Origin of the sequence: Mucilaginibacter sp. 21P (genome assembly GCF_019331605.1) — a bacterium.
In the GTDB taxonomy this organism is placed as follows: domain Bacteria; phylum Bacteroidota; class Bacteroidia; order Sphingobacteriales; family Sphingobacteriaceae; genus Mucilaginibacter; species Mucilaginibacter achroorhodeus.
The window spans coordinates 3,529,092-3,551,366 of record NZ_CP063061.1 but is presented as its reverse complement, the minus strand read 5'-3'; the positions used below and the strand labels follow the sequence as shown (position 1 = coordinate 3,551,366).

The window sequence follows — 22,275 nt, the reverse complement described above, 5'->3', positions numbered from 1 at the left end:
CCTTAACATTATAAATTTTGCAGTTTTTGAGATAATTTAAGTTTGGATTATTAAATTGACCCCGTTAATACCAAGTAACACTATAAACCTGTACCATTATGCCATCAACGCTTAGGCTTAGTCAGAAAGAATCCGTTTTTAACCAGGAAGTTGTAAAACGATTTGAGCTTTACAACAGTTTGTTCCAAACGCTGCCTTTCTACCAGGTGAAGGAGATAGGGCAGTTGCTCCCGTTTTTTAGTGCCCATTGCGAAAAAGGCGCCGCTGAACAGCAATCGCCGGGCGATATTATCGACTCATTCTTTAAAAAATATGTTCCGGGTGTAGATCACGGGGAAGAATTAAATCGTTTATTTCGATTTATACAATATATTGAAAGACAGGTTGTTTTGTTTGATGCTATTGAAGATTCATCTTTTGGTAAGATCACTAACAAGGATGATACCGGCAGCCTGCAAAGCCTTATACAGCAAGCCGCACAAAGCGAAGACGCAAGGGCAAACATCAGCAAACAGCTACAGGACTTTTCATTACGGTTGGTGCTTACCGCACACCCAACGCAGTTCTATCCGGATTCGGTATTAGGTATCATGACGGATATGATAGAAGCTTTGAGAAGTAATGATATAGCTACCATAGACGTACTGTTACAACAATTGGGTAAAACACCTTTCTTCAATAAAAAATCACCCACACCGGTTGACGAAGCCCGCAGTTTGGTGTGGTTTCTTGAGAACATATTTTATCATGCCTTATCATCGATCCAGTCTAAACTGGAAGATGAGTTTGATATTGAGGGCAACCCGAATGTGCTTGAGCTTGGCTTTTGGCCGGGCGGCGACCGCGATGGTAACCCCAATGTAACTACGGATACCACCCGTGAGGTTGCCACCTTGCTAAGGCAGATCATCTTCCGTTGTTATTATCGTGATTTCAGAAACCTTAAACGCCGAATAACTTTTAGGGGCCTAACAGATACCATTACTTCGTTGGAAAAGGTGCTTTATGACAATGCATTTAATCAACAAGAAAACCCCGAAAACCTGCAACCGTATTTATTACAAACACTGCGCGAAATGCGCGATACGCTTATCAACAACCATGATGGGCTGTTTGTAAACATTGTTGAAAGTATGATAGAAAAGGTTAAGCTATTTGGATCATACTTTGCCACTTTAGATATACGGCAGGATAGCCGTGTATTGCGTGATGTGTTTAAATATACCACTGAGAAGGTTTACACCGGTGTACCAAAGAATTATGCCGAAATGGACGAGGTTGCCAAGCTGAAAAGCCTCCCATTTAACCAGGCCGATTTTAAATGCCCGGATAACGCTGAACCTTTGATACAGGATACCCTGAACACCATCAGGCTGATGAAACAGATTCAGCACAGCAACGGCGAAAAAGGTTGCCAGCGTTTCATCATCAGTAACTGCCAGCAAGCATCAGATATACTTCAACTGATCGCTCTTCACCTTTGGAGTGGCTGGGAAAAGGATAAGCTAAGCATTGATTTTATGCCATTGTTTGAGACCGTTAACGATCTTAAACATGCCAGCGAAGTAATGGAGCGCTTGTATACCCATCCGTTCTACAAAAGCCATCTGAAAAAACGAGGCAACAGGCAGATCATCATGCTTGGGTTTAGCGATAGCACTAAAGATGGTGGCTACCTGATGGCTAATTGGAGCATCTATAAAGCTAAAGTAGAGCTTACTGCAATGGCGCGCAAACATGGCATTCAACTGGCGTTTTTTGATGGCAGAGGCGGCCCACCTGCCCGTGGTGGTGGTAAAACCCACAAGTTTTATGCTTCAATGGGTAAGGAGATCGCTAATGACCATATCCAACTTACCATACAGGGCCAGACCGTAAGCTCACAGTATGGCTCTGTTGAAACGGCAAGATTTAATACGGAGCAATTGATCAGCGCAGGTATAACATCAGCATTGCATCCAAATCACCATGATCTTTTGGATAGCAAGCATAAGGCGCTGATAGCTGATATGGCAGAAACCAGCCATAAGCTGTTTTTAGATCTGCGGGAGCATCCGCTATTCCTCGAGTATCTGGAAAAATATAGTCCGTTGAAACTATTATCCCAAATCAATATCAGCAGCCGGCCAACTAAACGCAATGCGGGTGCAAAATTAAAACTGGAGGACCTTCGCGCAATCAGCTTTGTTACATCATGGAGCCAGTTAAAGCAAAATATTCCCGGTTTTTACGGCGTAGGCACCGCTTTAAAGAAGATGAAGGATAACGGCAGTTGGGAAGATGTGCGCGATTTGTATTATAAGTCAGGTTTCTTTAAAACCATGCTGGATAACTGTATGATGTCGATGTCGAAGTCAGACTTCAGGGTAACAGCATATATGGAGCAGGACAAGAAATTTGCCAAATTTTGGAAAGGCCTTAAAGCAGAATATGAACTAACTAAACAAATGCTGTTAGAACTGACCGAAACGAAGGTTCTGATGGAGGAGTTCCCGGTTGACAGGCGTTCTATTGCCGTGCGCGAACGTATTGTATTACCGCTGGTTATCATCCAGCATTATGCATTGCAATGCATCAATAAAACTGATGATGAGGAACTGATAGGCATATATAACAAGCTGGTTATTCGTACAGTATATGGTATAGTTAATGCCGGCCGCAACCTGGCTTAAAACTTTTCCAATAAAATATATAGCCAACCGCTGAAACTGTATAGCGCCTTTATTGTTAGGTAGGTAGTAAATAAAACCTGCATGAGAAGATTAGGCGCTATACTTGTTTTGGTTACCCTCCTCCAAATTCTGGCTTGTAATGAGCGTAAGGGCAAAAATTACAATAAAGAAGCTATCAATGATAATGAACGTGTGTTTATGCAAACCGCTCATGAGGATGGCCTTTCAGAGATTGCAATCTCGCAGCTTGCCCTCAAGAATACGAAAGATACTTCGTTAGTTTCGTTGGCTAAGCATATCATTGCCGACCATACAGATGCAGATGCCCAGCTAAAAAAAATGGCCAAAGCCGATAAGATCACTTTGAGCGATACGCTAAGCAGCATTCATAACGATGCCGTAAAAAGTTTATCAGCTAAGAAGGGCAAGGCTTTTGATAAAGCATACGCTCAGGTTATAGTTAATTACAACGAAAAGGCTATAAAGTTATTTAAAGCCGCTGCCGAAACCACCGATGGTGACGTGCAGGATTTAGCCAAGCAAACACTACCTAAACTGCAAAGCCATTTCCAAAAAGCGGAGAATATTTGTACTGATCTTAAATAATGCACTTGGGTGTCATATTGACGTAGACTGTTTTTTTTGCCCAACCTCAATATACTTCGAACGCATATTTAACGTCACTCCAAAAATCATCCAAGGCTATAATACGAGGTTTAAAAAAGGATATCAACTCGGGCCAGTTTTCTTGTTGGTAGATACTTGTGGGCGACAATTCTTTAAAAATTCTGCTTACGGTTTTACCGTATTCATCAACATCATGCAACTGCCAGTTCCAGTCCTCGCCGAGGGTGCCATGCAATATAGCTTTGTAACTATCAAGTTGCTCATAGTAGAGTTCCTGCAGTTCTATATCAGGGTGGGTAATGTCTATAGAAATAGAAGCGCTCTTATTATCGGCCTGCATCCTGAAGTAGATATGTTTTGCACCTGTTTTATAATTAACCCAGTTTGCACGCAACCCTTCGGCAGATAATATGGGCGACATGTACTGCCCAAAAGCCGTCCAGAATGCCTGTCTTAACTGAGATGCTTGTTCTTTACTATACATGTTTAAAAGGGCGGCTAACATAAAAGAAAATGCCCGTAATGCCAATTATTTGCCTTTAAATGTTACTTTAGCGCATCAACCCTTATTTTTTATATCCTGCTATGAAATCTTTATTTGCGCTGTTATTGTTGCTGCCTTCGTTGATTTTTGCCCAACCTGCTCCCAAGCCTTTTGGTCCGTTGCCTTCAAAAGGGCAGTTGAACTGGCAAGAAATAGGTATGTATTGCATTGTACATTGGAGCACAGCTACTTATACAGATAAAGAATGGGGTTATGGCGATGAAGATCCAAAGATCGTTAATCCGTCAAATTTTTCTGCTATGCAAATTGTAGCCGCAGCTAAAGCAGGCGGTTTTAAGGGTATCATAGTTGTAGCAAAACACCATGATGGCTTTTGTTTATGGCCGACAAAGACTACCGATCATAATATTTCAAAAAGTCCGTACAAGAACGGTAAAGGCGACATTGTGCGCGAGTATCGCCAGGCTTGTGATAAACTGGGCATGAAGATGGGCGTTTACTGCTCACCATGGGACCGAAATAGCGCCCTTTACGGCAAACCAGAATACGTTACAGAAGTTTACCGCAAGCAATTACAGGAGCTGTACACCAATTACGGCCCGCTGTTTATTACCTGGCATGACGGTGCTAACGGCGGCGACGGCTACTACGGCGGCGCAAGAGAAGTAAGAAAGATAGACCGTTCTAATTACTATGGATGGGATACCACCTGGGGTATTGCCCGTAAGTTGCAGCCAAACGCCGTAATATTTGGCGATGTTGGCCCTGATGTACGCTGGGTTGGCAACGAAGAAGGTAAAGCCGGCGAAACTTGCTGGGCTACCTACACACCCCATGCACCTGAGCCCGGTAAAAAGCCGGGAAATGGTTTTGTTAAAGATGCCGAAGGCACAGAGGGCCAACGCGATGGTAAATACTGGATGCCGGCTGAGTGCGACGTAGCGCTTCGTCCCGGATGGTTTTATCACAAACGCCAGGATGATTCCGTTAAAACCCCCGAAAAGCTATTAGATCTTTTCTACAGCAGCTATGGCCGTGGCGCGGCATTTGACTTGGGCTTGTCGCCCGATAAAACAGGTCAGCTTAGCGCCAATGATGTAGCTTCGCTAAAAACATTCGGCAATATCATCAAAAATACCTTTGCAAAAAACCTGGCCCAAGGTGCTACCATTACCGCAAGTAACGTACGCGGTAAGAATGCTGCGAAATATGGTTCAAAAAATTTAACGGATGCCGACCGGTATACCTATTGGGCTACAGATGATAACGTAAAAACCGGTAACATAGTTGCCGATATGCATAAGCCCGTAACGTTCGACGTGATACGCCTGCGCGAAAATATCAAGCTTGGACAGCGTATTGATGCCATTGCAGTAGATGCCTGGGAAGATGGGAAATGGAAAGAAATTGCCACTGCAACCAGCATCGGGGGTAACAGATTGATAAAGCTTGATAATAAAGTTACTGCCCAAAAGGTACGCGTTAGAGTAACTAAGGCGGCAGCAAGTATTGCTTTAAGCGATTTTGGGCTATATAAGGAAGCATCTAAAATTTAATATGCGTTTGCTCATTTGGTTGTGTTGCTGCCTAAGCCTGCAGGCATTTGCGCAACCAAGCCATTTGTTTGATGTTACCACCAAACCGCAGTTGATATCCAGGCAATTTGAATTTACCGAAGGCCCTTCTGTTGACAAGCGCGGTAATATCTTTTTTACTGACCAGCCAAATAACAAGATCTGGGAGTACGACATCAACGGCAAGCTATCTCTCTTTATGGATAAAGCCGGCCGGGCAAATGGTACCTACTTCGATAGTAAAGGCAACCTTGTAGCCTGCGCGGATGAGCATAACCAGCTATGGCAGATCAATCCGAAGAAAAAAGTAAAGGTACTGTTGCGAAATTACGAGGGTAAATTATTTAACGGGCCTAACGATCTCTGGATAGATAAAAACGACAACATTTATTTTACCGACCCATATTTTCAGCGCGATTACTGGACACGTAATAAGTCAGAAATGAGTGGACAAAAATTATTTCTTTTGAGTAAAGGAATAAGCAAGCCCATTGTATTGGATAGTTTGGTAAAGCCTAACGGTATTGTAGGCACACCGGATGGCAAACATTTGTTTGTAGCAGATATTGGTGCTGGTAAGGTCTATAAATACGAAATCAAAGCAAATGGCACCATTACCAACAGGCAGCTTTTTTGCTCCGAAACAACGGATGGTATAACTTTAGACGAACTTGGCAATCTCTATTTGGCAGGAAAGGGTGTAACCATCATCAGCCCGAAAGGTGAGCAGATAGGTCATATTGATATCCCAGAGCCATGGACTGCTAACCTGTGCTTCGGCGGCAAAGACCGAAAAACGCTTTTCATCACCGCATCGAAGGCTATTTATATAATGAGAATGAAAGTAAGAGGAGTGGAGTAGTTTTAGCCTGGAGAAACAACCCTGTACAAATCTTTACACTTCTATTAACAAGCAGTATTTACTCAGCGATCAACTAATCTTTAAAAATCTTATCTTTGCGGCTTCCAAATGAATAAGAAAGTCGCATTTTATACACTTGGCTGCAAGCTCAATTACTCCGAGACTTCGTCTATCGGCAGGTTATTTACCAATGCTGGTTACGATACGGTTGAGTTTACTGACACGCCCGACGTTTTTGTGATCAACACCTGTTCGGTCACTGAGAATGCAGATAAAAAGTGTAAGAAAATAGTAAAAGAGGCGCTTAAAATATCGCCTTCGGCATTCGTTACCATTGTTGGTTGCTATGCACAGCTTAAGCCTCAGGAAATTGCCGAGATACCGGGGGTTGATATGGTGCTGGGAGCTGCAGAGAAATTTCAATTGGTAGATCATATTACCGATCTAACCAAGAAACCTAAAGCTATTGTTTATAACCAGCCGGTAACTCAAGCAAATGAGTTTGTGCCATCATTCTCTTTCGGTGACCGTACACGTACATTCTTAAAAGTGCAGGACGGCTGCGATTATTCGTGCACATTTTGCACCATACCTTTAGCCCGTGGTTCAAGTAGAAGCGACACTATTGAAAATGCTGTTGAACAAGCCCGGGAAATTGCTGCATCGGGTGTTAAAGAAATTGTGTTGACAGGTGTAAACCTCGGCGATTTTGGCATCCGTAATGGCCAGCGGGAAGACAGGTTTTTTGACCTGGTTAAAGCTTTGGATGAGGTTGAAGGTATCGAGCGCATCCGCATCTCGTCTATTGAACCAAATCTACTTAGCGATGACATCATCGAGTTTGTTTCTACATCAAAGCGTTTTGTGCCGCATTTCCATATTCCGCTGCAATCTGGCAACAACAAAATTTTAGGCTTGATGCGCCGCCGCTACCGTCGTGAGTTGTATGCAGAACGCGTTGCTAAAATAAAAGAGCTGATGCCGCATTGCTGCATTGGGGTTGACGTTATAGTAGGCTTTCCCGGCGAAACGCGTGATGACTTTATCGATACTTATAATTTCCTGAACAATCTTGATATCTCTTACCTGCACGTGTTTACCTACTCTGAACGCGAGAATACACCTGCTGCTGAAATGAGCGGAGCTGTACCGGGCTCAACCCGTGCGGAAAGAAGTAAAATGCTGCACATCCTCTCGAATAAAAAGCGCCGTGCCTTTTATGAGACCCAATTAGGAAAAACTGACATGGTGTTATTTGAGGGAGATATTAAAGACGGCTACATGCACGGGTTTACGCGCAATTACGTTAAGGTAAAAGCCAAGTACGACCCTGTGTTGGTTAATGAGATAAAGGCCGTACACTTAACAGCAATTTCACCGGATGGTGATGTTGAAATAACAGAAAGCGAAGAGATATTAGTGCATTAACTATTATATTCGCCTCCAAACTTAAGCTCCTATGTTCCCAAATCTTTATTTCCTTGTTGAGTATTTAACAGGGTGGCATCTCGAATTTCTGAAGATCGTACAAACTTTTGGTTTCTTTGTTGCCATTGCCTTTATGGGAGCTTATTGGGCCTTTACGCAGGAGTTTAAACGTAAAGAAGCCTTGGATTATATTCACCCATTCCAAAAAATAGTCACAGTTGGTGCCAGGATAACTACGTTTGAGCTCATAAGTAACGCCATATTTGGTTTTATTATTTTCTACAAGATATTTGATGTTGCGCTAAATTTTAGCGCGGCGGTAAACGACCCTCAGGCGTTTTTGCTTTCAACACGTGGCAACCTGATCGGTGGTGTTTTAGGTGCTGCTGTATTTGCCTATTGGGCATATTACGAGAACAAGAAGCAGGTTTTACCAAAACCCGAGCAACGTGCTGTAACTGTACATCCGTACGAGCTGATGGGTAGCATTTTACTTTGGGCGGCCATTTTCGGCTTTGCAGGTGCCAAGCTTTTTAATGCCCTGGAGAACTGGGACGCCTTTATGAAAGATCCCATTGGTATGCTGGTTGGCTTTAGTGGTTTAACCTTTTATGGAGGCCTGATATGTGGCGGTGCAGCCGTACTTTACATAGCTAATAAGAATGGTGTAAAACCATTTACGATGTTAGATATTGGCGCAGCTGGTATGATGTTATCATACGGGCTTGGCCGTATTGGTTGCCAAATGGCTGGTGACGGTGATTGGGGTATACCTAACCTTAAGCCAAAACCAAATTGGTTAAGCTGGGCACCCGATTGGATTTGGAGCTTTAAATACCCCCATAATGTAGACCAATCTGATTATGACAACCGTATCCCCGGCTGCATAGGCAAATATTGCAATGAGCTTAGGCTCCCTGTTTTCCCTACACCATTTTATGAAACACTAGTTTGCTTAATACTTTTCTTAATCCTTTGGAGAATACGCCACAAGATAAAAGCACCTGGAGTTTTCTTCGGTATTTACATGATCATGGCTGGTGTTGAGCGTTTCTTTATCGAGCTGATACGCGTTAACACCAAGTACAAAGTTGCCGGTATCTCATTTACCCAGGCCGAGATGATATCAGTAATTATGGTTGTGGGAGGCTTATTACTTATTTACTTTGGTAATAAACGCTACGAGAAAACCGGCGCAACAAACGCATAATTTTACATTTACCATAACATATGAACTTCAATCAAATTATTGATCGGGTTATAGATGTTTCTAAAGAAGCCGGTCAGTTTATACGTGATGAACGCAAAACTTTTGACGCCGACCGTATAGAATATAAAGGGCTTAACGACCTTGTATCCTATGTAGATAAAACCGCCGAACAAAAGATTGTTGCAGGCTTGGAATTAATTTTACCAGAGGCCGGCTTTATTACAGAAGAGAAAACTACAACTAAGGTAGGAGAGCGCTATAATTGGGTAATAGATCCGCTTGATGGCACAACAAACTTTATACATGGCTTGCCAAGCTTTTCGGTAAGTATAGGTTTGCAGGAATATGATACTCCTGTTTTAGGCGTAGTTTACGAAGTGAACCTTGATGAATGTTTCTCTGCCCATCGCGACGCTCCTGCATATTTAAATGGTAACGAGATAAAGGTGAGCAATAAACCTAAAGTTGCTGACAGCCTGATAGCAACCGGTTTCCCATATTATGATTTTAGCTACCAGGAACGCTACATCAGGCTATTTACCGAACTGATGCGTAACTGCCACGGATTACGCCGTTTGGGCTCTGCTGCTGTAGACCTTTGTTACACAGCCTGCGGCAGGTTCGAAGCGTTTTATGAGTACAACTTAAACGCCTGGGACGTAGCTGCAGGCATTGTTATTGTTCAGCAAGCCGGCGGCGAAGTTGTTAACTTCCATGGTGATAATGAGGTATTGAAAAAGCGCGAATTAGTGGCTACGAATGGTAAGATCACCGAGGAATTGCTGGATTATATTGATAGGTATTTTAACCTTTAATTATAATAATTAGCGTTCACGGTGTTCACAAGTGTTCATGGCGTGAACGTGAACACTACTTAACAAAAAAGCCAGCTGTACAGCTGGCTTTTTTGTTAAGTAGGTTTTTCACTACGTTATTTCTTCATCACTATTTTAACGATATCATTACCAAAAGCAAATACCATCAAGGAGATCAGTAGTACAAAACCTACTATCTGAGCCCGCTCCAGGAATTTATCGCTTAACGGCTTACCCTTGACCATCTCTATCAATAGAAAAACGGTGTGGCCACCATCCAGGCCCGGTATAGGCAACAAGTTGGTTAACGCCAGTACCATTGACAGGAAGCCTACCAAACTCCAGAACCTCACCCAGTCAACCGTACCGCCAAATTTTTCGGCAATACCCAGCGGACTTGAGATAGCTTTGGTAGCTTTAACCTGGCCTGAAAATATCTTTTTGATGCCCTTGGCATTATCAGCAAACATGCTCCACGCCTTTTTAGCACCAACCGGGAATGCCTGAAAGAAACCGTATTTAATGGTCTTTAAATCAGGCAGTATCTCTTTACGCGGACGGAAGAAACCCAGGTGACCTTCTTTGTCAATATTGGCTTTAAGGTCTAAAACGCTATCTGCACGCTTAACAGACAGATCGACTGTTTTACCTTTGTTGGCGCTTAACTGCGTTTGCAATTGATCGTAGAATACTGTAGGTACTTTGTTCACAGCTACAATGCTGTCACCTCTTTTAAGCCCGATACTTTTTGCCTCTCCAATCACCGAATCAACGCTGAACTTACCGCGCGGCACAAGGCTTATAAACTCCTCTATTCCATAATCAGATATCTCATTGAGGATAGTAGGAGGAACGGTAACATCAAAAGTAGAATCGCCACGTTTGACTGTAAAAACAGTATTGTCCAGCAATACTTTTGAGCTTACCAAGTCCTCAAAACGTTGCAGTTGCTTACCGTTAACCGCCGTGATCTTATCACCTGCTTTAAGCCCTATTTTCTGGCCTATCTTACCCGGCACAATACCATACTTAACGGTAGACATTGGCGTATAGCTTTCGCCGTAACGCACGGTAAGCATCCAGAAAATGAAGATACCAACGATAATGTTAACAATGATACCGCCAAGCATCACAATCAAACGCTGCCATGCCGGTTTAGCCCTAAATTCCCATGGTTGAGGAGGCCCTGCCATTTGTTCGGTATCCATAGACTCATCTATCATACCGGCAATTTTTACATAGCCACCCAATGGCAACCAGCCAATACCATATTCAACACCTTTGTAGTTGAATTTGAACAGGCTAACACCCCAGGCATCAAAGAACAGGTAAAACTTCTCTACTTTTATTCCGAAAGCACGGGCTGCCAAAAAATGCCCGAACTCGTGTAGTATCACTAAAATTGAAAGGCCCAATATAAGTTGGCCTGCCATCACCAAAACGCTCATCCGTAGTTATTAAATGTTAAGCCTTTAACGGCATTCTTTGTATTAAATTTTGCGCAAATATGCGTGTTTCTTTATCAGTATTCAAATAGTCCTGGAGTGTAGGCTCCTTTACGAAAAGTAATTGCTGCATGCAAGTTTCTATAAGCTCGCTCATAGCCAGGAAACCTGTCTCGTTCTTTAAAAAGGCCTCTACGGCCACTTCATTTGCAGCGTTGATGATACATGGCATATTACCGCCTTTCTCCATTGCTTTAAAAGCCAACTTTAAGTTCCTGAATGTTTCCATATCAGGTTGTTCAAATGTTAAGCTGCTGTAGTCGGCGAAATTAAAGCGTTTAAAATTAGTTTTTACGCGCTGCGGGTAAGTAAGCGCATACTGTATGGGTAGTTTCATGTCCGGTAAACCCATTTGCGCCTTAATAGAACCATCCTCAAACTGAACCAGGGAGTGAATAATAGATTGCGGATGCACCACAACTTCTATCTGATCAGGCCGCAGATCAAATAACCATTTGGCTTCAATGACTTCAAGTCCCTTATTCATCAACGAGGCTGAATCAATCGTGATCTTTGCACCCATTACCCAGTTGGGATGTTTCAAGGCATGTTCGCGGGTTACGTCAGCCAAAAATGCTGCTGACTTGCCGCGGAAAGGCCCACCGGATGCGGTAAGAATGATCTTTTCTATAGCGTTATCCTGCTCCCCCCCAAGGCACTGGAATATCGCCGAGTGCTCGCTATCCACAGGCAATATCTTTACGTTATGCTGCTTTGCTAAAGCAGTTACCATGTCACCCGCAACAACTAAAGTCTCTTTATTAGCCAGGGCAATGTCCTTGCCTGCTTTAATGGCATTGATTGTTGGTTCTAAACCTGCAAAACCGACCATAGCGGTTAGCACCACATCAATATCCGGGTGGGTAACATGTTCTTTAATTGCCTCATATCCGGCCAACACAGTGATGGGTAAGCGGGCTAAAGCTTCTTTTACCTCGGTATATTTACTTTCGTCGCAAATGATAGCATAAGCCGGCACAAACTCTAAAGCCTGCTGTATAAGCAGGTAAGCGTTAGAATGTGCAGTTATCATAAAAGCTCTGAATAGCTGCTTGTTATCACGTATCACATCAAGTGTTTGTGTACCGATGCTACCTGTAGAGCCAAGGATGGCTATGTTTTTTATATTGTTATCCAATTAATATCATGTTTGCGTATTGCCTGTTTTGCAATGCCGCATTTAGTCCTGTATGTAAGCTTTAAGTTCGTCCGCAATCTTTCTGTCGTTAGATAATCTTGGTACTTTATTTTGCCCGCCAAGTTTACCCTGACTGCGCATGTAATTAATGAAAGCGTCTTTTTTTAAACTTCTGACTATTAAAGGCTGTAAAATGTTACCCTCAATTAGGTCAAAATAGTAAATATTTTTCTGTTGTAAAGCCTTATCTACTTTAACTGCAAAAGCAGCAATATCTTTAGGCTTGGTGCCGAACTCGATAAACCACTCGTGGTAAGGTAATTGACCGCTCTTTGGGGCAACTTGCGGCGCTACCGTGAATTCTATAATATCGATACTTTCTTCGGCAGCAACACTTAACAAAGCTTGTTCTACCTCTTCGCCAATAACGTGCTCTCCAAAAGCCGAGATATAATGCTTTATGCGACCCGTTACCACTATCTTGTATGGGTTCTTCGATACAAATTTTACCGTATCACCAATACTGTAACCCCAAAGGCCGGCGCTTGTGTTTAGGATAAGTGCATAGTTTTTATCAAGTTCCACATCTTTTAAATTGATACGCGTTGGGCTTTCGTTGTAATATTCGTCGCTTGGGATAAATTCATAAAAAATGCCAGCATCAACCATTAGCAGCAAGCCTTTCTCTTTCTGCGAATCCTGGAAAGCGATAAAGCCTTCTGAAGCAGGGTAGGTTTCTATGCTATCGATATCAAACCCAATGCTTTCGATCATTCGCGCACGATACGGCTGATAATTGACACCACCATGTACATACAACTTAAAGTTTGGGAAAATGTCTTTGATCTTCTTTCCGCCTGATACCCCAGATAACCTGTCAAAATACATCTGGCACCAGGGCGGTATGCCCGAAATAAGGCGCATATCCTCATTCCTGGTTTCCTCAACAATGGCATCCACTTTTTCTTCCCAATCTTCAATGCAATTGGTTTGGTAGGATGGAAGTCTGTTTTTTTGTAAGTAGCCTGGCACATGGTGTGCTACAATGCCTGATAACCTGCCGGTTTGTATACCGTGCTTTTCGTCCAATACAGGGCTGCCCTGTAGAAATATCATCTTGCCATCTACAAAATCGGCCTCGCCGGTCTCATGGATATAACTAAGTAAGGCGTTGCGGGCAGCTTTGATGTGCTCCGGCATGCTTTCTTTCGATATGGGAATGTATTTAACGCCGGACGTGGTGCCCGATGTTTTAGCCAAATATGCAGGTTTACCCGGCCATGTTACATTTTCTTCACCGTTTACAACACGTTCTATGTACGGTCGTAGTTCTTCATAATCGCGTATAGGTACGTGTTTTTTAAAATCTTCGTAATTCGCAATTGTGTCAAAATGATGATCGGCACCAAAGACGGTATTTTTAGCTTCATGTACTAAATGGCTAAATGTTTTTTGTTGCAAAGCAAGCGCATTTCCGCGCATGTAATTAAGCCGCCGGTTCACATACCAGGCAAAAACCTTACTTAACGATGCTTTGATACCCATTTACAGCTTAATCAGTTTCGTTAATTTCATCATCAACATCCTGGTGGCTGTAAATGAGTTTGCGATAAGTAACGGCAAGTATGATATTTACAAATGGATAGGTGAATAAGATAAAGATTGATATAATTGGATAGTACTGGGACAGTTTAGCCGGTAGTGCTATCAGTAAAATTATGATCAATAAGATCAATACAACCTTGAAAAGATAACCCTTTGTCAACTGAAAACTTTGTTTGATAGATTCGATCGGGCCAGAATCATCGTCGACAATAAAGGTATTAAAGAACATTACCCTTAAGGCAAGATAAAGCCCAACTATACCTGCTAATAATTCGATTGCAAACTGCAGGTTAGGCTTATCATCAAGGTAATCCACAGCTATGCCAAGATTAGTAACTAAAAATGCAAATATGAATACAACAACCAGGTAACTTACAACCATTTTAGCTTTTGGTATAACCTGCATAAATTCGAAATCGTAATATTTACTGTCGATAACAGTGAAGATAAGCTTGTAAAGCCCCAGTGTTGTGTATGCTTGTAACCATATTAAAACAAAGGTTACCACCATCGCTGCCCAATAATTTTTAGGATCGTAAATAAAACCAGCTACGAGGCTTAATATACCGAGTAAGAAGAAAGCTATAACCGAGTAAACGATAATAGTAACGAAATTCTTTCTAAAGATATCCCATGAAGATTTTACGGTCTCCACAACCGAAAACGGGTGATACATACTAACCTACTACGACCTTTTTAAAATTACACGTTTCCAAAAATCCTGCATAAAACCTAAGCCATAAGCTACCAGTTGAGTTAACGCAGCAATGATGCTCAAAAATGCGATTTTTAGCGACTTATTCTTAATAAGAGAGTGAAAAAATATTAACAAAATGTAAAATGCCAACGGCGTATTACACAGCAGGGCAATGCGCCAGGCGAATACATTAGCTATTATCGTAAATACGATGCCAAGTGTTACAACAGACGGAAAAAAATGTACCAGTTTTAACTGCGAAGGGAAGAACTTATAAATATTGATCCGTGCCCTACCAAAGAAATGAAGCTGCTTGTAAAACTTTATAAAATCTGTGCGGCGTTTGTGATAAACTACAGCCTCCGGTATTAAGCCTATCTTATAACCTGATGCGTGTATGCGGATGCTGTACTCAATATCTTCACCCAGGCGGGTAATAATAAAACCTCCAACTTTTTCCCATACGGCGCGCGATACCCCCATATTGAAACTGCGCGGATGGAACTGGCCAATTCCTTTTTTGTTGCCGCGTATACCGCCAGTGGTAAAGGGCGAGGTCATGGCGTAGCTGATAGCTTTTTGTGTAGGGGTGAACGACTCGTGTGCGCCATCAGGGCCGCCGTAAGCATCAAGCCAATTATTTTTGAGGTGATTGTTTACTATCTCAAGATAGTTCTCGGGTATCAGGCAATCTGAATCGAATATCACAAAGTAGTCTCCCTTTGCACGCTCAAAACCAAAATTACGGGTAAATCCCTGGCCTTCGTTCTGTTTTTCAAAGTAGCGCAGATCAAGCCTGTCAGTATATTTTTTTACTATCTCGTCAGCTTTATTAACGGATCCATCCTCAATTACCAAAACTTCAAATTGCTTGTAGGTTTGGCGGGTGAGTGTCTCCAGTAATTCATCAATTTCCTGAGGGCGATTATATAAAGGTATGATGATGGAAAAAAACATTTCGTAGATAGATGTGAGATGCGAGACTTGAGATATGAGAATTAATTGAAATGTCTAATGTAGGATACCTAAATAATCGGTATCTAAAATCTCATATCTATATCGTTTCAGCTATTTGATAATTATTCCTGTCGTTTGAATTGCGGGATACCAATTCGGCAACAAAGCCGGTAAGAAAAAGTTGCGACCCCAATATAATTGCTACCAAAGCAATATAAAACAATGGGTTTGATGTAACATCGCGATAAGGCAGGTGATGAGCTATAAGATAAACCTTCTCCACAAGCATCCAAACGGCAATGATCATCCCTGCAAAAAAGCTAAGCGTGCCCATAGCCCCGAAGAAGTGCATAGGACGTTTGCCAAATTTACCAACAAAGAATATCGACAAAAGGTCTAAGAAACCATTGATAAACCTGCTCCAACCAAATTTGGTTTTACCGTATTTACGTGCGCGATGTTCAACTACCTGTTCGCCTATTTGTGTGAACCCGGCCCATTTGGCTAATACAGGTATATAGCGGTGCATTTCGCCATACACTTCAATGTTTTTTACAACGGTGTTTCGATAAGCTTTAAGTCCGCAATTAAAATCATGCAGGTTTTTGATGCCACTCATTTTGCGGGTAGCCGCGTTAAAAAGCTTGGTTGGGATGGTTTTAGAAATAGGGTCGTAGCGTTTAGCTTTCCAGCCTGATATCAGGTCGTAGTTTTCTTCTTTTACCCGACGGTAAAGTTCAGGGATCTCATCAGGGCTATCCTGCAGGTCAGCATCCATGGTAATTACCACATCGCCAAGTGCTGCATCAAAGCCAATATTTAAAGCTGCAGATTTACCATAATTGCGCCTGAAGCGGAAACCCCTAATAAACGGGTTTCCATCACGCAGTTTCATGATCATTCCCCATGAACCATCGGTACTTCCATCGTCAACAAGTATGATCTCGTACGTAAATCTATTTTCTGTCATTACGCTGCTTATCCAAGAGGTAAGCTCCGGTAACGATTCAATTTCGTTATATAAAGGTATTACTACTGATATATCCATTTAAAAGAACCTTGCGGTAAGGTTAGCTGCAAAAATATAAAAAAATAAGAAGGCTGCTTTACGGCAGCCTTCTTTATCCATATACAAATATTTTGTTCAATCAGATCAACCCCAAAACTTTACTCGTGCGCTCCCTCGTAGCATCAGCCAAAGCTTCGTCATCAACCAATGATTGCCCGTAAGACGGGATCATCTGCTTGAATTTATCCTGCCATTGCGGCGTATTGATAAAGTTTTTAAAGCAGCGACTTATCAAAGTTATCATAATAGGTACTGATGTTGATGCACCCGGCGATGCACCCAACAATGCGGAGATGCTACCGTCGGCACTGGTTACTACCTCAGTACCAAACTCAAGTACGCCTGTACGCTTAGGGTCTTTTTTGATGATCTGTACTCGCTGACCGGCAATGTCCAGATCCCAATCTTCCTTCTTAGCTTCAGGAAAATATTCCTGTAAAGCTTTAAGGCGGTCATCAGGAGATTGAAGTACCTGCGATATAAGATATTTGGTAAGTGCCATGTTATCGCGCCCTACGGCTAATAACGGCAATATGTTGTTTAACTTTATAGATTTGAAAAGATCAAGCAGGGATCCTTTTTTCAAGAACCTGGTTGAAAAACCGGCGTAGGGCCCAAATAGCAATGATTTTTTGCCATCTATCATCCTGGTATCCAAATGCGGAACCGACATTGGCGGCGAACCTACTGATGCTTTTCCATATACCTTAGCATTGTGGCGGGCTACAACATCAGGTTTGTTGCAAACAAGCCATTGCCCGCTTACCGGGAAACCGCCAAAGCCTTTACTTTCTGGTATGCCCGATTTTTGAAGCAGTGTTAAGGCACCACCGCCTGCGCCTACAAACACAAATTTAGCGTTAAGTTTTCGCTGACCGCCATTTACACGATCGCTCACTTTAATGCGCCATGAATTGTCTTTGTTGCGTTTTATGTCTTCAACTTCGTGGTTAAGGCTAAGCTTAACACCAGGTTTTTGTTCTAATTTGCTAATAAGGCTACGGGTTAGGGCGCCAAAGTTTACATCAGTACCTATATCCATAAAAGTGGCAGATACTTTCTGAATTTCGTCGCGACCATCCATTACAAGGGGGATCCATTTTTCTAACTGCGCATGGTCTTCCGAGTACTCCATACCTTTAAAAAAGTGGTGCTTTACCAAAGCCTGCTGGCGTTTTTTCAAATATTCAACATTTTCGTCGCCCCAAACAAAGCTCATGTGAGGTACTTTGCGGATAAAGCTCTCAGGACTACTCACATAGCCCCGCTCTATGAGGAATGACCAGAATTCTTTGGACAGTTCAAATTGCTCGGCAATTTTTATGGCTTTGGTAATTTCTATCGAGCCGTCTTTAAGTTGGGGGGTGTAGTTTAATTCACAAAAAGCAGAGTGGCCGGTACCCGCATTGTTCATGGCATCAGAACTTTCAGCAGCAACGGTGTCAAGGCGTTCAAATATTTCTATTGACAGATCGGGCTGCAACTGCTTAAGCATAACGCCAAGCGTAGCGCTCATAATACCTGCGCCAATTAAAACTACATCAACCGTACTATTTGATCCGATATTGCTGTTACTCATGATAGTTTATAAATGCCGACTAAATTTCGGCTCTGCATCTTAAAAACGGATAGTATTTATTAAAGTTTATGACAGAAGTAATTTATGCTAAGCTTTTTAATACAATCAGGCAATTTTAATAAATTTAACAGAATTTTTCGCTTAAGGATTGTAATTTTTTAATGAAAATGGCTTCATTTTATAGTTTCTTTAAAAAATATGAAAGATTTTTCAATTAATACCACTACAGGGTTAAAACACACAATTACTGGCCATTAGCGTTTATTGTTGAAACCATTGCAGCCCATGAAAAACATATTGCTGTTCTTTGCCGCTTTGATGACCACATGCATATTTGCCTGTAAGCAGCAAACATCACCATCTACTAACAAAGACACTACTCAAACAACGCTTGCCATCAAGAATAAAAAGGTAGCGGTAATCAATAATCCCGATAAGAATTACTCCAAACTTGCAACTGTACCAGACCCGTGCATTAAATGCCTGATAGGAGTTGTACAAAAAACAGGTGAATTTAAAAAGACTGGCTTAGCTGCTAACTCTTCTGATGTGAAATATGAGATCAATTGGGTGGCCGCCCAAACCACAGCCGATTCTACCAGTAAACGCAGCCCAACAAATGCGGTGAGGCTGGATGTTATGAATAAAAATAGATCAGGTAAAGCACTGGCCTCTTTTATTTACGATAACACGAATGGAAAACTTTACTTTTTCGAAGAAAACAGCAAAAAAGAGATTACTGCGAACGCTAACGACTTGAAAGCGATACGAAGAACGTGTTATTGGGGCGTGGCATCTGCAAAATAAGTAAAATCAGTTGTTAAGAATTTAGATAATAATTGAAATGCTATGTTAGCATAGTAAGATGTACGTATTTTGATACAAAATGATGATTTTTGAATTTTTGAGATTTTTAGTTCCGATTTTTATAAATTTTTTCAAAAAAGTTATTGGATTTATAAAAATACTCTAAATTAGCGGCATAAAGACTGACTGATTTTATAAGGAACTATAATTAAACTTAAAAAATTCAAATTTATCATTAAAAATGGCAACAAAACTCGAGTACATCTGGCTTGACGGCTACAAACCAACTCAAAGCCTGCGCAGCAAAACAAAAATTGTTAAAAGTTTCAGTGGAAAGGTTGAAGATCTGGATAACTGGAGCTTTGATGGTTCATCAACCGAGCAGGCACCGGGCGGCTCATCAGATTGTATCTTGAAACCGGTTTTTACAGTTCCAGATCCACAAAGAAAAGATGCTTATCTTGTAATGTGTGAGGTATTAGACTCAAAAGGTCAGCCACACGAGTCAAACGGCCGTGCACATATTGAGGATGATGATAACGATTTTTGGTTTGGTTTTGAGCAGGAGTATTTCCTATGGGATCCTGCAACTAACAAACCACTTGGTTTCCCTGCTGGTGGTTATCCGGGTCCGCAAGGCCCTTACTACTGTTCAGTAGGTGCAAACAACGCTTACGGTCGTGAGATTGTTGAAGAACACTTAGATGCTTGTTTAGAAGCAGGCCTTAACGTAGAAGGTATCAATGCTGAGGTTGCAGCCGGTCAGTGGGAGTTCCAGATTTTTGCCAAAGGCGCAAGAGAAGCCGGCGACCAAATTTGGGTTGCACGTTACTTATTGGAGCGTATAGGTGAGAAATACGGAGTATCGATCAACTGGCATTGTAAACCGCTTGGTCAGTTAGACTGGAACGGTTCTGGTATGCACGCTAACTTCTCTAATACTTTATTGCGTACCGCAAACAGCGAAGAGAAATTCAAAGCAGTTTGTGAAGCATTCCGCCCGGCAGTTGCTGATTGTATTGCCGTTTATGGTGCTGATAACGATCAACGCTTAACCGGTAAACACGAAACAGCTTCTATCCACGACTTTAGCTATGGTGTGTCAGACCGTGGTGCATCTATCCGCATCCCGCTTTACGCTGTAGACCATAACTGGAGCGGTTACCTTGAAGACCGTCGCCCTAACTCTGCTGCAGATCCATACAAAGTAGCTGCAGTTATAATTAAAACAGTAAAATCTGCCAAGATTTAATCTTTGCAAACTGGATATACAGATCCTCCGGTGCTTATGTACCGGGGGATTTTTTGTTTAAATACTTTAGGTAATCCCCGCCGGGAATAGCGATGGCATACTCAACGCTTCTATTGTAAACATATACCCAGGCTTGCATAATGCCTCTGATGGTTTTCACAGGGTGTATTTCGCGTCGATAGAGATTAGGCTGCTCTTCATCAGGGCCAACGCTTTCATAGTAGTCCAGGCGTCTGAGTATCTCCGGCTGATCCCTCATTTCAAACACACTTCCATAAACCTCTTGATCGACTTTTGACGATATAACTATGCCGGGATATTCGCCCAGATCGTAAAGTTGTCCTTGTAGATGACCAAAAGTTACAAATGAACAATTTTGTTTAAGGTATGATCCAAATTCGTTATCAGAGTTTAGTAAGGTGCCATATATAAAGAGAAGGTCTGTCATGGTATAATTCTGATGAGGCTTATACTGATTTTAAGCCCTAATTTATTCCAAATTATCTTAAATTGGCATTTTATACAGCTGAAATGAATATAGACCAGGTTATAGCTCATATTAAAGACAATAATGTTCAAAAAATAAAATTTGCGTTTGCTGATATAGATGGCATTTTGCGTGGTAAGGTGATCAGCAAACAAAAATTTCTGGATGGCTTGCAAGGTGGTTATGGATTTTGTGATGTGGTTTTTGGTTGGGATAGCACCGATGCACCCTATGATAATGTTGAGGTGACCGGCTGGCACAGCGGCTATCCTGATAAACAGTGTTATATCGATCTGTCGACTTTTCGGATGATCCCCTGGGAAGATAATGTGCCTTTTTTTATAGCTGATTATACAGGTCCTGATAAAAAGGCATTGGATGTATGTTCAAGAAGCTTGCTTAAAAAGATAATAAATGAGTGCGATGAATTAGGCTACGTAGCGCAATTTGCACAGGAATTTGAATGGTTCAATTTTTATGAAACACCGCAGAGCCTTCAGCATAAAGGTTTCAGGAATTTGGAACCATTATCTCCGGGTATGTTCGGCTACTCTATATTAAGGCCCTCTCAAAATAGGTCATTCTACAACGACTTGTTTGATAAGCTTACCCAATACCAAATACTAATTGAAGGCTTACATACAGAAACAGGGCCGGGAGTATACGAAGCAGCTATACACCACGCACCAACTTTAGAAGCTGCAGACAGGGCGGTGCTTTTTAAAACTGCGGTGAAAGAAATTGCATCGCAGCATGGCTTAACTGCAACCTTTATGGCAAAATGGAATGAAAATTTGCCTGGCTCCAGTGGGCACATCCACCAAAGTTTATGGTCGGCGGATGGTGGTAAGAACCTATTTTACAATGGTACAGACCTAAACAAGATGAGCGAATTGCATAAACAGTACCTGGCCGGCCAGCTTTATTGTATGCCGCACTTATTGCCAATGTATGCCCCGACCATTAACAGCTATAAGCGCCTGGTAGAAGGTGCCTGGGCGCCAACTACCATCACCTGGGCAATTGATAACCGAACAACAGCGCTGAGGGTTATTAATACAGTTGAGAAAAACACCCGGTTAGAGACCCGCATACCCGGCTCAGATACCAATCCCTATCTCGCTATTGCGGCAGCACTGGCATCAGGCCTATATGGCATAAAAAACAAACTTAACTTGGACATTGCCGCAACAAAGGGTAACGGTTATGAGAATAAATCTAACGGTGTGCTGCACAATAACTTATTTGATGCTGCTACTGCAATGCAAAATTCTCCTGTTGCTAAAGAATTATTTGGCGATGGATTTGTAAAACACTTTACTCAAACCCGCTTGTGGGAACATAAGCAATATGCCAAAAGTGTGAGCGATTGGGAATTGAAAAGATATTTTGAAGGGATATGATCAGATTATTTGTAGTATCTACATTTAAAAACGGTAAACAATAGTATATTAGCCTCATTAACCAATGTATTACTTGGGATCAG

General features: G+C 41.9%; 19 protein-coding genes. 10 read left to right on the top strand and 9 right to left on the bottom strand.

From position 1 onward, the window contains the following. Positions 1-98 precede the first annotated feature (98 nt). A complete protein-coding gene (locus INP83_RS15800; RefSeq protein ID WP_219125025.1) occupies positions 99-2,672 on the top strand; it encodes a phosphoenolpyruvate carboxylase in 2,574 nt (857 codons plus the stop codon). Positions 2,673-2,753: 81 nt separating this feature from the next. After that, on the top strand, positions 2,754-3,278 hold the full coding sequence (locus INP83_RS15795; protein WP_219125024.1) for a DUF4142 domain-containing protein: 525 nt from the start codon (positions 2,754-2,756) through the stop codon (positions 3,276-3,278). A 46-nt stretch (positions 3,279-3,324) separates the two neighbouring features. Here INP83_RS15795 and INP83_RS15790 read toward each other — a convergent pair whose 3' ends face one another. Beyond that, positions 3,325-3,783, bottom strand: coding sequence for a DUF4268 domain-containing protein (locus tag INP83_RS15790; RefSeq protein WP_219125023.1), 459 nt, complete (start codon positions 3,781-3,783; stop codon positions 3,325-3,327). Between the two features lie 101 nt (positions 3,784-3,884). On the opposite strand from INP83_RS15790, the gene INP83_RS15785 reads away from it, so the two are divergent. From INP83_RS15785 to INP83_RS15765, 5 genes are all read left to right on the top strand, one after another. After that, a complete protein-coding gene (locus tag INP83_RS15785) occupies positions 3,885-5,360 on the top strand; it encodes an alpha-L-fucosidase (RefSeq protein ID WP_219125022.1) in 1,476 nt (491 codons plus the stop codon). A gap of 1 nt (position 5,361) precedes the next feature. Continuing rightward, positions 5,362-6,240, top strand: coding sequence for an SMP-30/gluconolactonase/LRE family protein (locus INP83_RS15780; protein ID WP_146270963.1), 879 nt, complete (start codon positions 5,362-5,364; stop codon positions 6,238-6,240). Positions 6,241-6,348: 108 nt separating this feature from the next. Beyond that, the gene (gene mtaB, locus INP83_RS15775) at positions 6,349-7,668 is read left to right on the top strand and encodes a tRNA (N(6)-L-threonylcarbamoyladenosine(37)-C(2))-methylthiotransferase MtaB (RefSeq protein ID WP_219125021.1); all 1,320 of its coding nucleotides are present in this window, start codon (positions 6,349-6,351) and stop codon (positions 7,666-7,668) included. A 31-nt stretch (positions 7,669-7,699) separates the two neighbouring features. Beyond that, a complete protein-coding gene (locus INP83_RS15770) occupies positions 7,700-8,878 on the top strand; it encodes a prolipoprotein diacylglyceryl transferase (protein ID WP_219125020.1) in 1,179 nt (392 codons plus the stop codon). A gap of 20 nt (positions 8,879-8,898) precedes the next feature. Then, on the top strand, positions 8,899-9,693 hold the full coding sequence (locus INP83_RS15765; protein ID WP_219125019.1) for an inositol monophosphatase family protein: 795 nt from the start codon (positions 8,899-8,901) through the stop codon (positions 9,691-9,693). 116 nt (positions 9,694-9,809) lie between these two features. Here INP83_RS15765 and rseP read toward each other — a convergent pair whose 3' ends face one another. The 7 genes from rseP to INP83_RS15730 all read right to left on the bottom strand — a co-directional run bounded on the left by rseP (position 9,810) and on the right by INP83_RS15730 (position 18,243). Next, a complete protein-coding gene (gene rseP, locus INP83_RS15760; protein ID WP_219125018.1) occupies positions 9,810-11,141 on the bottom strand; it encodes an RIP metalloprotease RseP in 1,332 nt (443 codons plus the stop codon). A 16-nt stretch (positions 11,142-11,157) separates the two neighbouring features. After that, entirely contained in the window at positions 11,158-12,336 is a 1,179-nt protein-coding gene (locus tag INP83_RS15755) for a 1-deoxy-D-xylulose-5-phosphate reductoisomerase (RefSeq protein ID WP_255563168.1), read from the bottom strand. Positions 12,337-12,378: 42 nt separating this feature from the next. Next, positions 12,379-13,881 carry a GH3 auxin-responsive promoter family protein gene (locus tag INP83_RS15750; RefSeq protein ID WP_219125017.1) on the bottom strand — a complete coding sequence of 501 codons (1,503 nt, stop codon included), beginning with the start codon at positions 13,879-13,881 and terminating at the stop codon, positions 12,379-12,381. A gap of 7 nt (positions 13,882-13,888) precedes the next feature. Further along, complete coding sequence (locus tag INP83_RS15745) at positions 13,889-14,596, bottom strand: hypothetical protein (protein ID WP_146270975.1); 708 nt, start codon at positions 14,594-14,596, stop codon at positions 13,889-13,891. 30 nt (positions 14,597-14,626) lie between these two features. After that, on the bottom strand, positions 14,627-15,595 hold the full coding sequence (locus INP83_RS15740) for a glycosyltransferase family 2 protein (protein ID WP_219125016.1): 969 nt from the start codon (positions 15,593-15,595) through the stop codon (positions 14,627-14,629). Between the two features lie 97 nt (positions 15,596-15,692). After that, a complete protein-coding gene (locus tag INP83_RS15735) occupies positions 15,693-16,643 on the bottom strand; it encodes a glycosyltransferase family 2 protein (protein WP_219125015.1) in 951 nt (316 codons plus the stop codon). A 100-nt stretch (positions 16,644-16,743) separates the two neighbouring features. Continuing rightward, on the bottom strand, positions 16,744-18,243 hold the full coding sequence (locus INP83_RS15730; protein ID WP_219125014.1) for a malate:quinone oxidoreductase: 1,500 nt from the start codon (positions 18,241-18,243) through the stop codon (positions 16,744-16,746). 285 nt (positions 18,244-18,528) lie between these two features. On the opposite strand from INP83_RS15730, the gene INP83_RS15725 reads away from it, so the two are divergent. After that, entirely contained in the window at positions 18,529-19,050 is a 522-nt protein-coding gene (locus tag INP83_RS15725; RefSeq protein ID WP_219125013.1) for a hypothetical protein, read from the top strand. Positions 19,051-19,291: 241 nt separating this feature from the next. Continuing rightward, positions 19,292-20,302, top strand: a complete 1,011-nt coding sequence (locus INP83_RS15720; protein WP_146270985.1) for a glutamine synthetase beta-grasp domain-containing protein — start codon at positions 19,292-19,294, stop codon at positions 20,300-20,302. Between the two features lie 34 nt (positions 20,303-20,336). On the opposite strand, the gene INP83_RS15715 is transcribed toward INP83_RS15720, so the two are convergent. Beyond that, complete coding sequence (locus INP83_RS15715; protein ID WP_219125012.1) at positions 20,337-20,750, bottom strand: gamma-glutamylcyclotransferase; 414 nt, start codon at positions 20,748-20,750, stop codon at positions 20,337-20,339. Between the two features lie 83 nt (positions 20,751-20,833). Between INP83_RS15715 and INP83_RS15710 the strand changes: the two genes are divergently transcribed. Next, a complete protein-coding gene (locus tag INP83_RS15710) occupies positions 20,834-22,192 on the top strand; it encodes a glutamine synthetase family protein (RefSeq protein WP_219125011.1) in 1,359 nt (452 codons plus the stop codon). Positions 22,193-22,275 lie beyond the last annotated feature (83 nt).

What these genes read in the sequence shown, in the direction of transcription:
- INP83_RS15800 (WP_219125025.1), top strand. Translation starts at nt 99, where the DNA reads ATGCCATCAACGCTTAGGCTTAGTCAGAAAGAATCCGTTTTTAACCAG.
- INP83_RS15795 (WP_219125024.1), top strand. Translation starts at nt 2,754, where the DNA reads ATGAGAAGATTAGGCGCTATACTTGTTTTGGTTACCCTCCTCCAAATT.
- INP83_RS15790 (WP_219125023.1), bottom strand. Translation starts at nt 3,783, where the DNA reads ATGTATAGTAAAGAACAAGCATCTCAGTTAAGACAGGCATTCTGGACG.
- INP83_RS15785 (WP_219125022.1), top strand. Translation starts at nt 3,885, where the DNA reads ATGAAATCTTTATTTGCGCTGTTATTGTTGCTGCCTTCGTTGATTTTT.
- INP83_RS15780 (WP_146270963.1), top strand. Translation starts at nt 5,362, where the DNA reads ATGCGTTTGCTCATTTGGTTGTGTTGCTGCCTAAGCCTGCAGGCATTT.
- mtaB (WP_219125021.1), top strand. Translation starts at nt 6,349, where the DNA reads ATGAATAAGAAAGTCGCATTTTATACACTTGGCTGCAAGCTCAATTAC.
- INP83_RS15770 (WP_219125020.1), top strand. Translation starts at nt 7,700, where the DNA reads ATGTTCCCAAATCTTTATTTCCTTGTTGAGTATTTAACAGGGTGGCAT.
- INP83_RS15765 (WP_219125019.1), top strand. Translation starts at nt 8,899, where the DNA reads ATGAACTTCAATCAAATTATTGATCGGGTTATAGATGTTTCTAAAGAA.
- rseP (WP_219125018.1), bottom strand. Translation starts at nt 11,141, where the DNA reads ATGAGCGTTTTGGTGATGGCAGGCCAACTTATATTGGGCCTTTCAATT.
- INP83_RS15750 (WP_219125017.1), bottom strand. Translation starts at nt 13,881, where the DNA reads ATGGGTATCAAAGCATCGTTAAGTAAGGTTTTTGCCTGGTATGTGAAC.
- INP83_RS15740 (WP_219125016.1), bottom strand. Translation starts at nt 15,595, where the DNA reads ATGTTTTTTTCCATCATCATACCTTTATATAATCGCCCTCAGGAAATT.
- INP83_RS15735 (WP_219125015.1), bottom strand. Translation starts at nt 16,643, where the DNA reads ATGGATATATCAGTAGTAATACCTTTATATAACGAAATTGAATCGTTA.
- INP83_RS15730 (WP_219125014.1), bottom strand. Translation starts at nt 18,243, where the DNA reads ATGAGTAACAGCAATATCGGATCAAATAGTACGGTTGATGTAGTTTTA.
- INP83_RS15725 (WP_219125013.1), top strand. Translation starts at nt 18,529, where the DNA reads ATGAAAAACATATTGCTGTTCTTTGCCGCTTTGATGACCACATGCATA.
- INP83_RS15720 (WP_146270985.1), top strand. Translation starts at nt 19,292, where the DNA reads ATGGCAACAAAACTCGAGTACATCTGGCTTGACGGCTACAAACCAACT.
- INP83_RS15715 (WP_219125012.1), bottom strand. Translation starts at nt 20,750, where the DNA reads ATGACAGACCTTCTCTTTATATATGGCACCTTACTAAACTCTGATAAC.
- INP83_RS15710 (WP_219125011.1), top strand. Translation starts at nt 20,834, where the DNA reads ATGAATATAGACCAGGTTATAGCTCATATTAAAGACAATAATGTTCAA.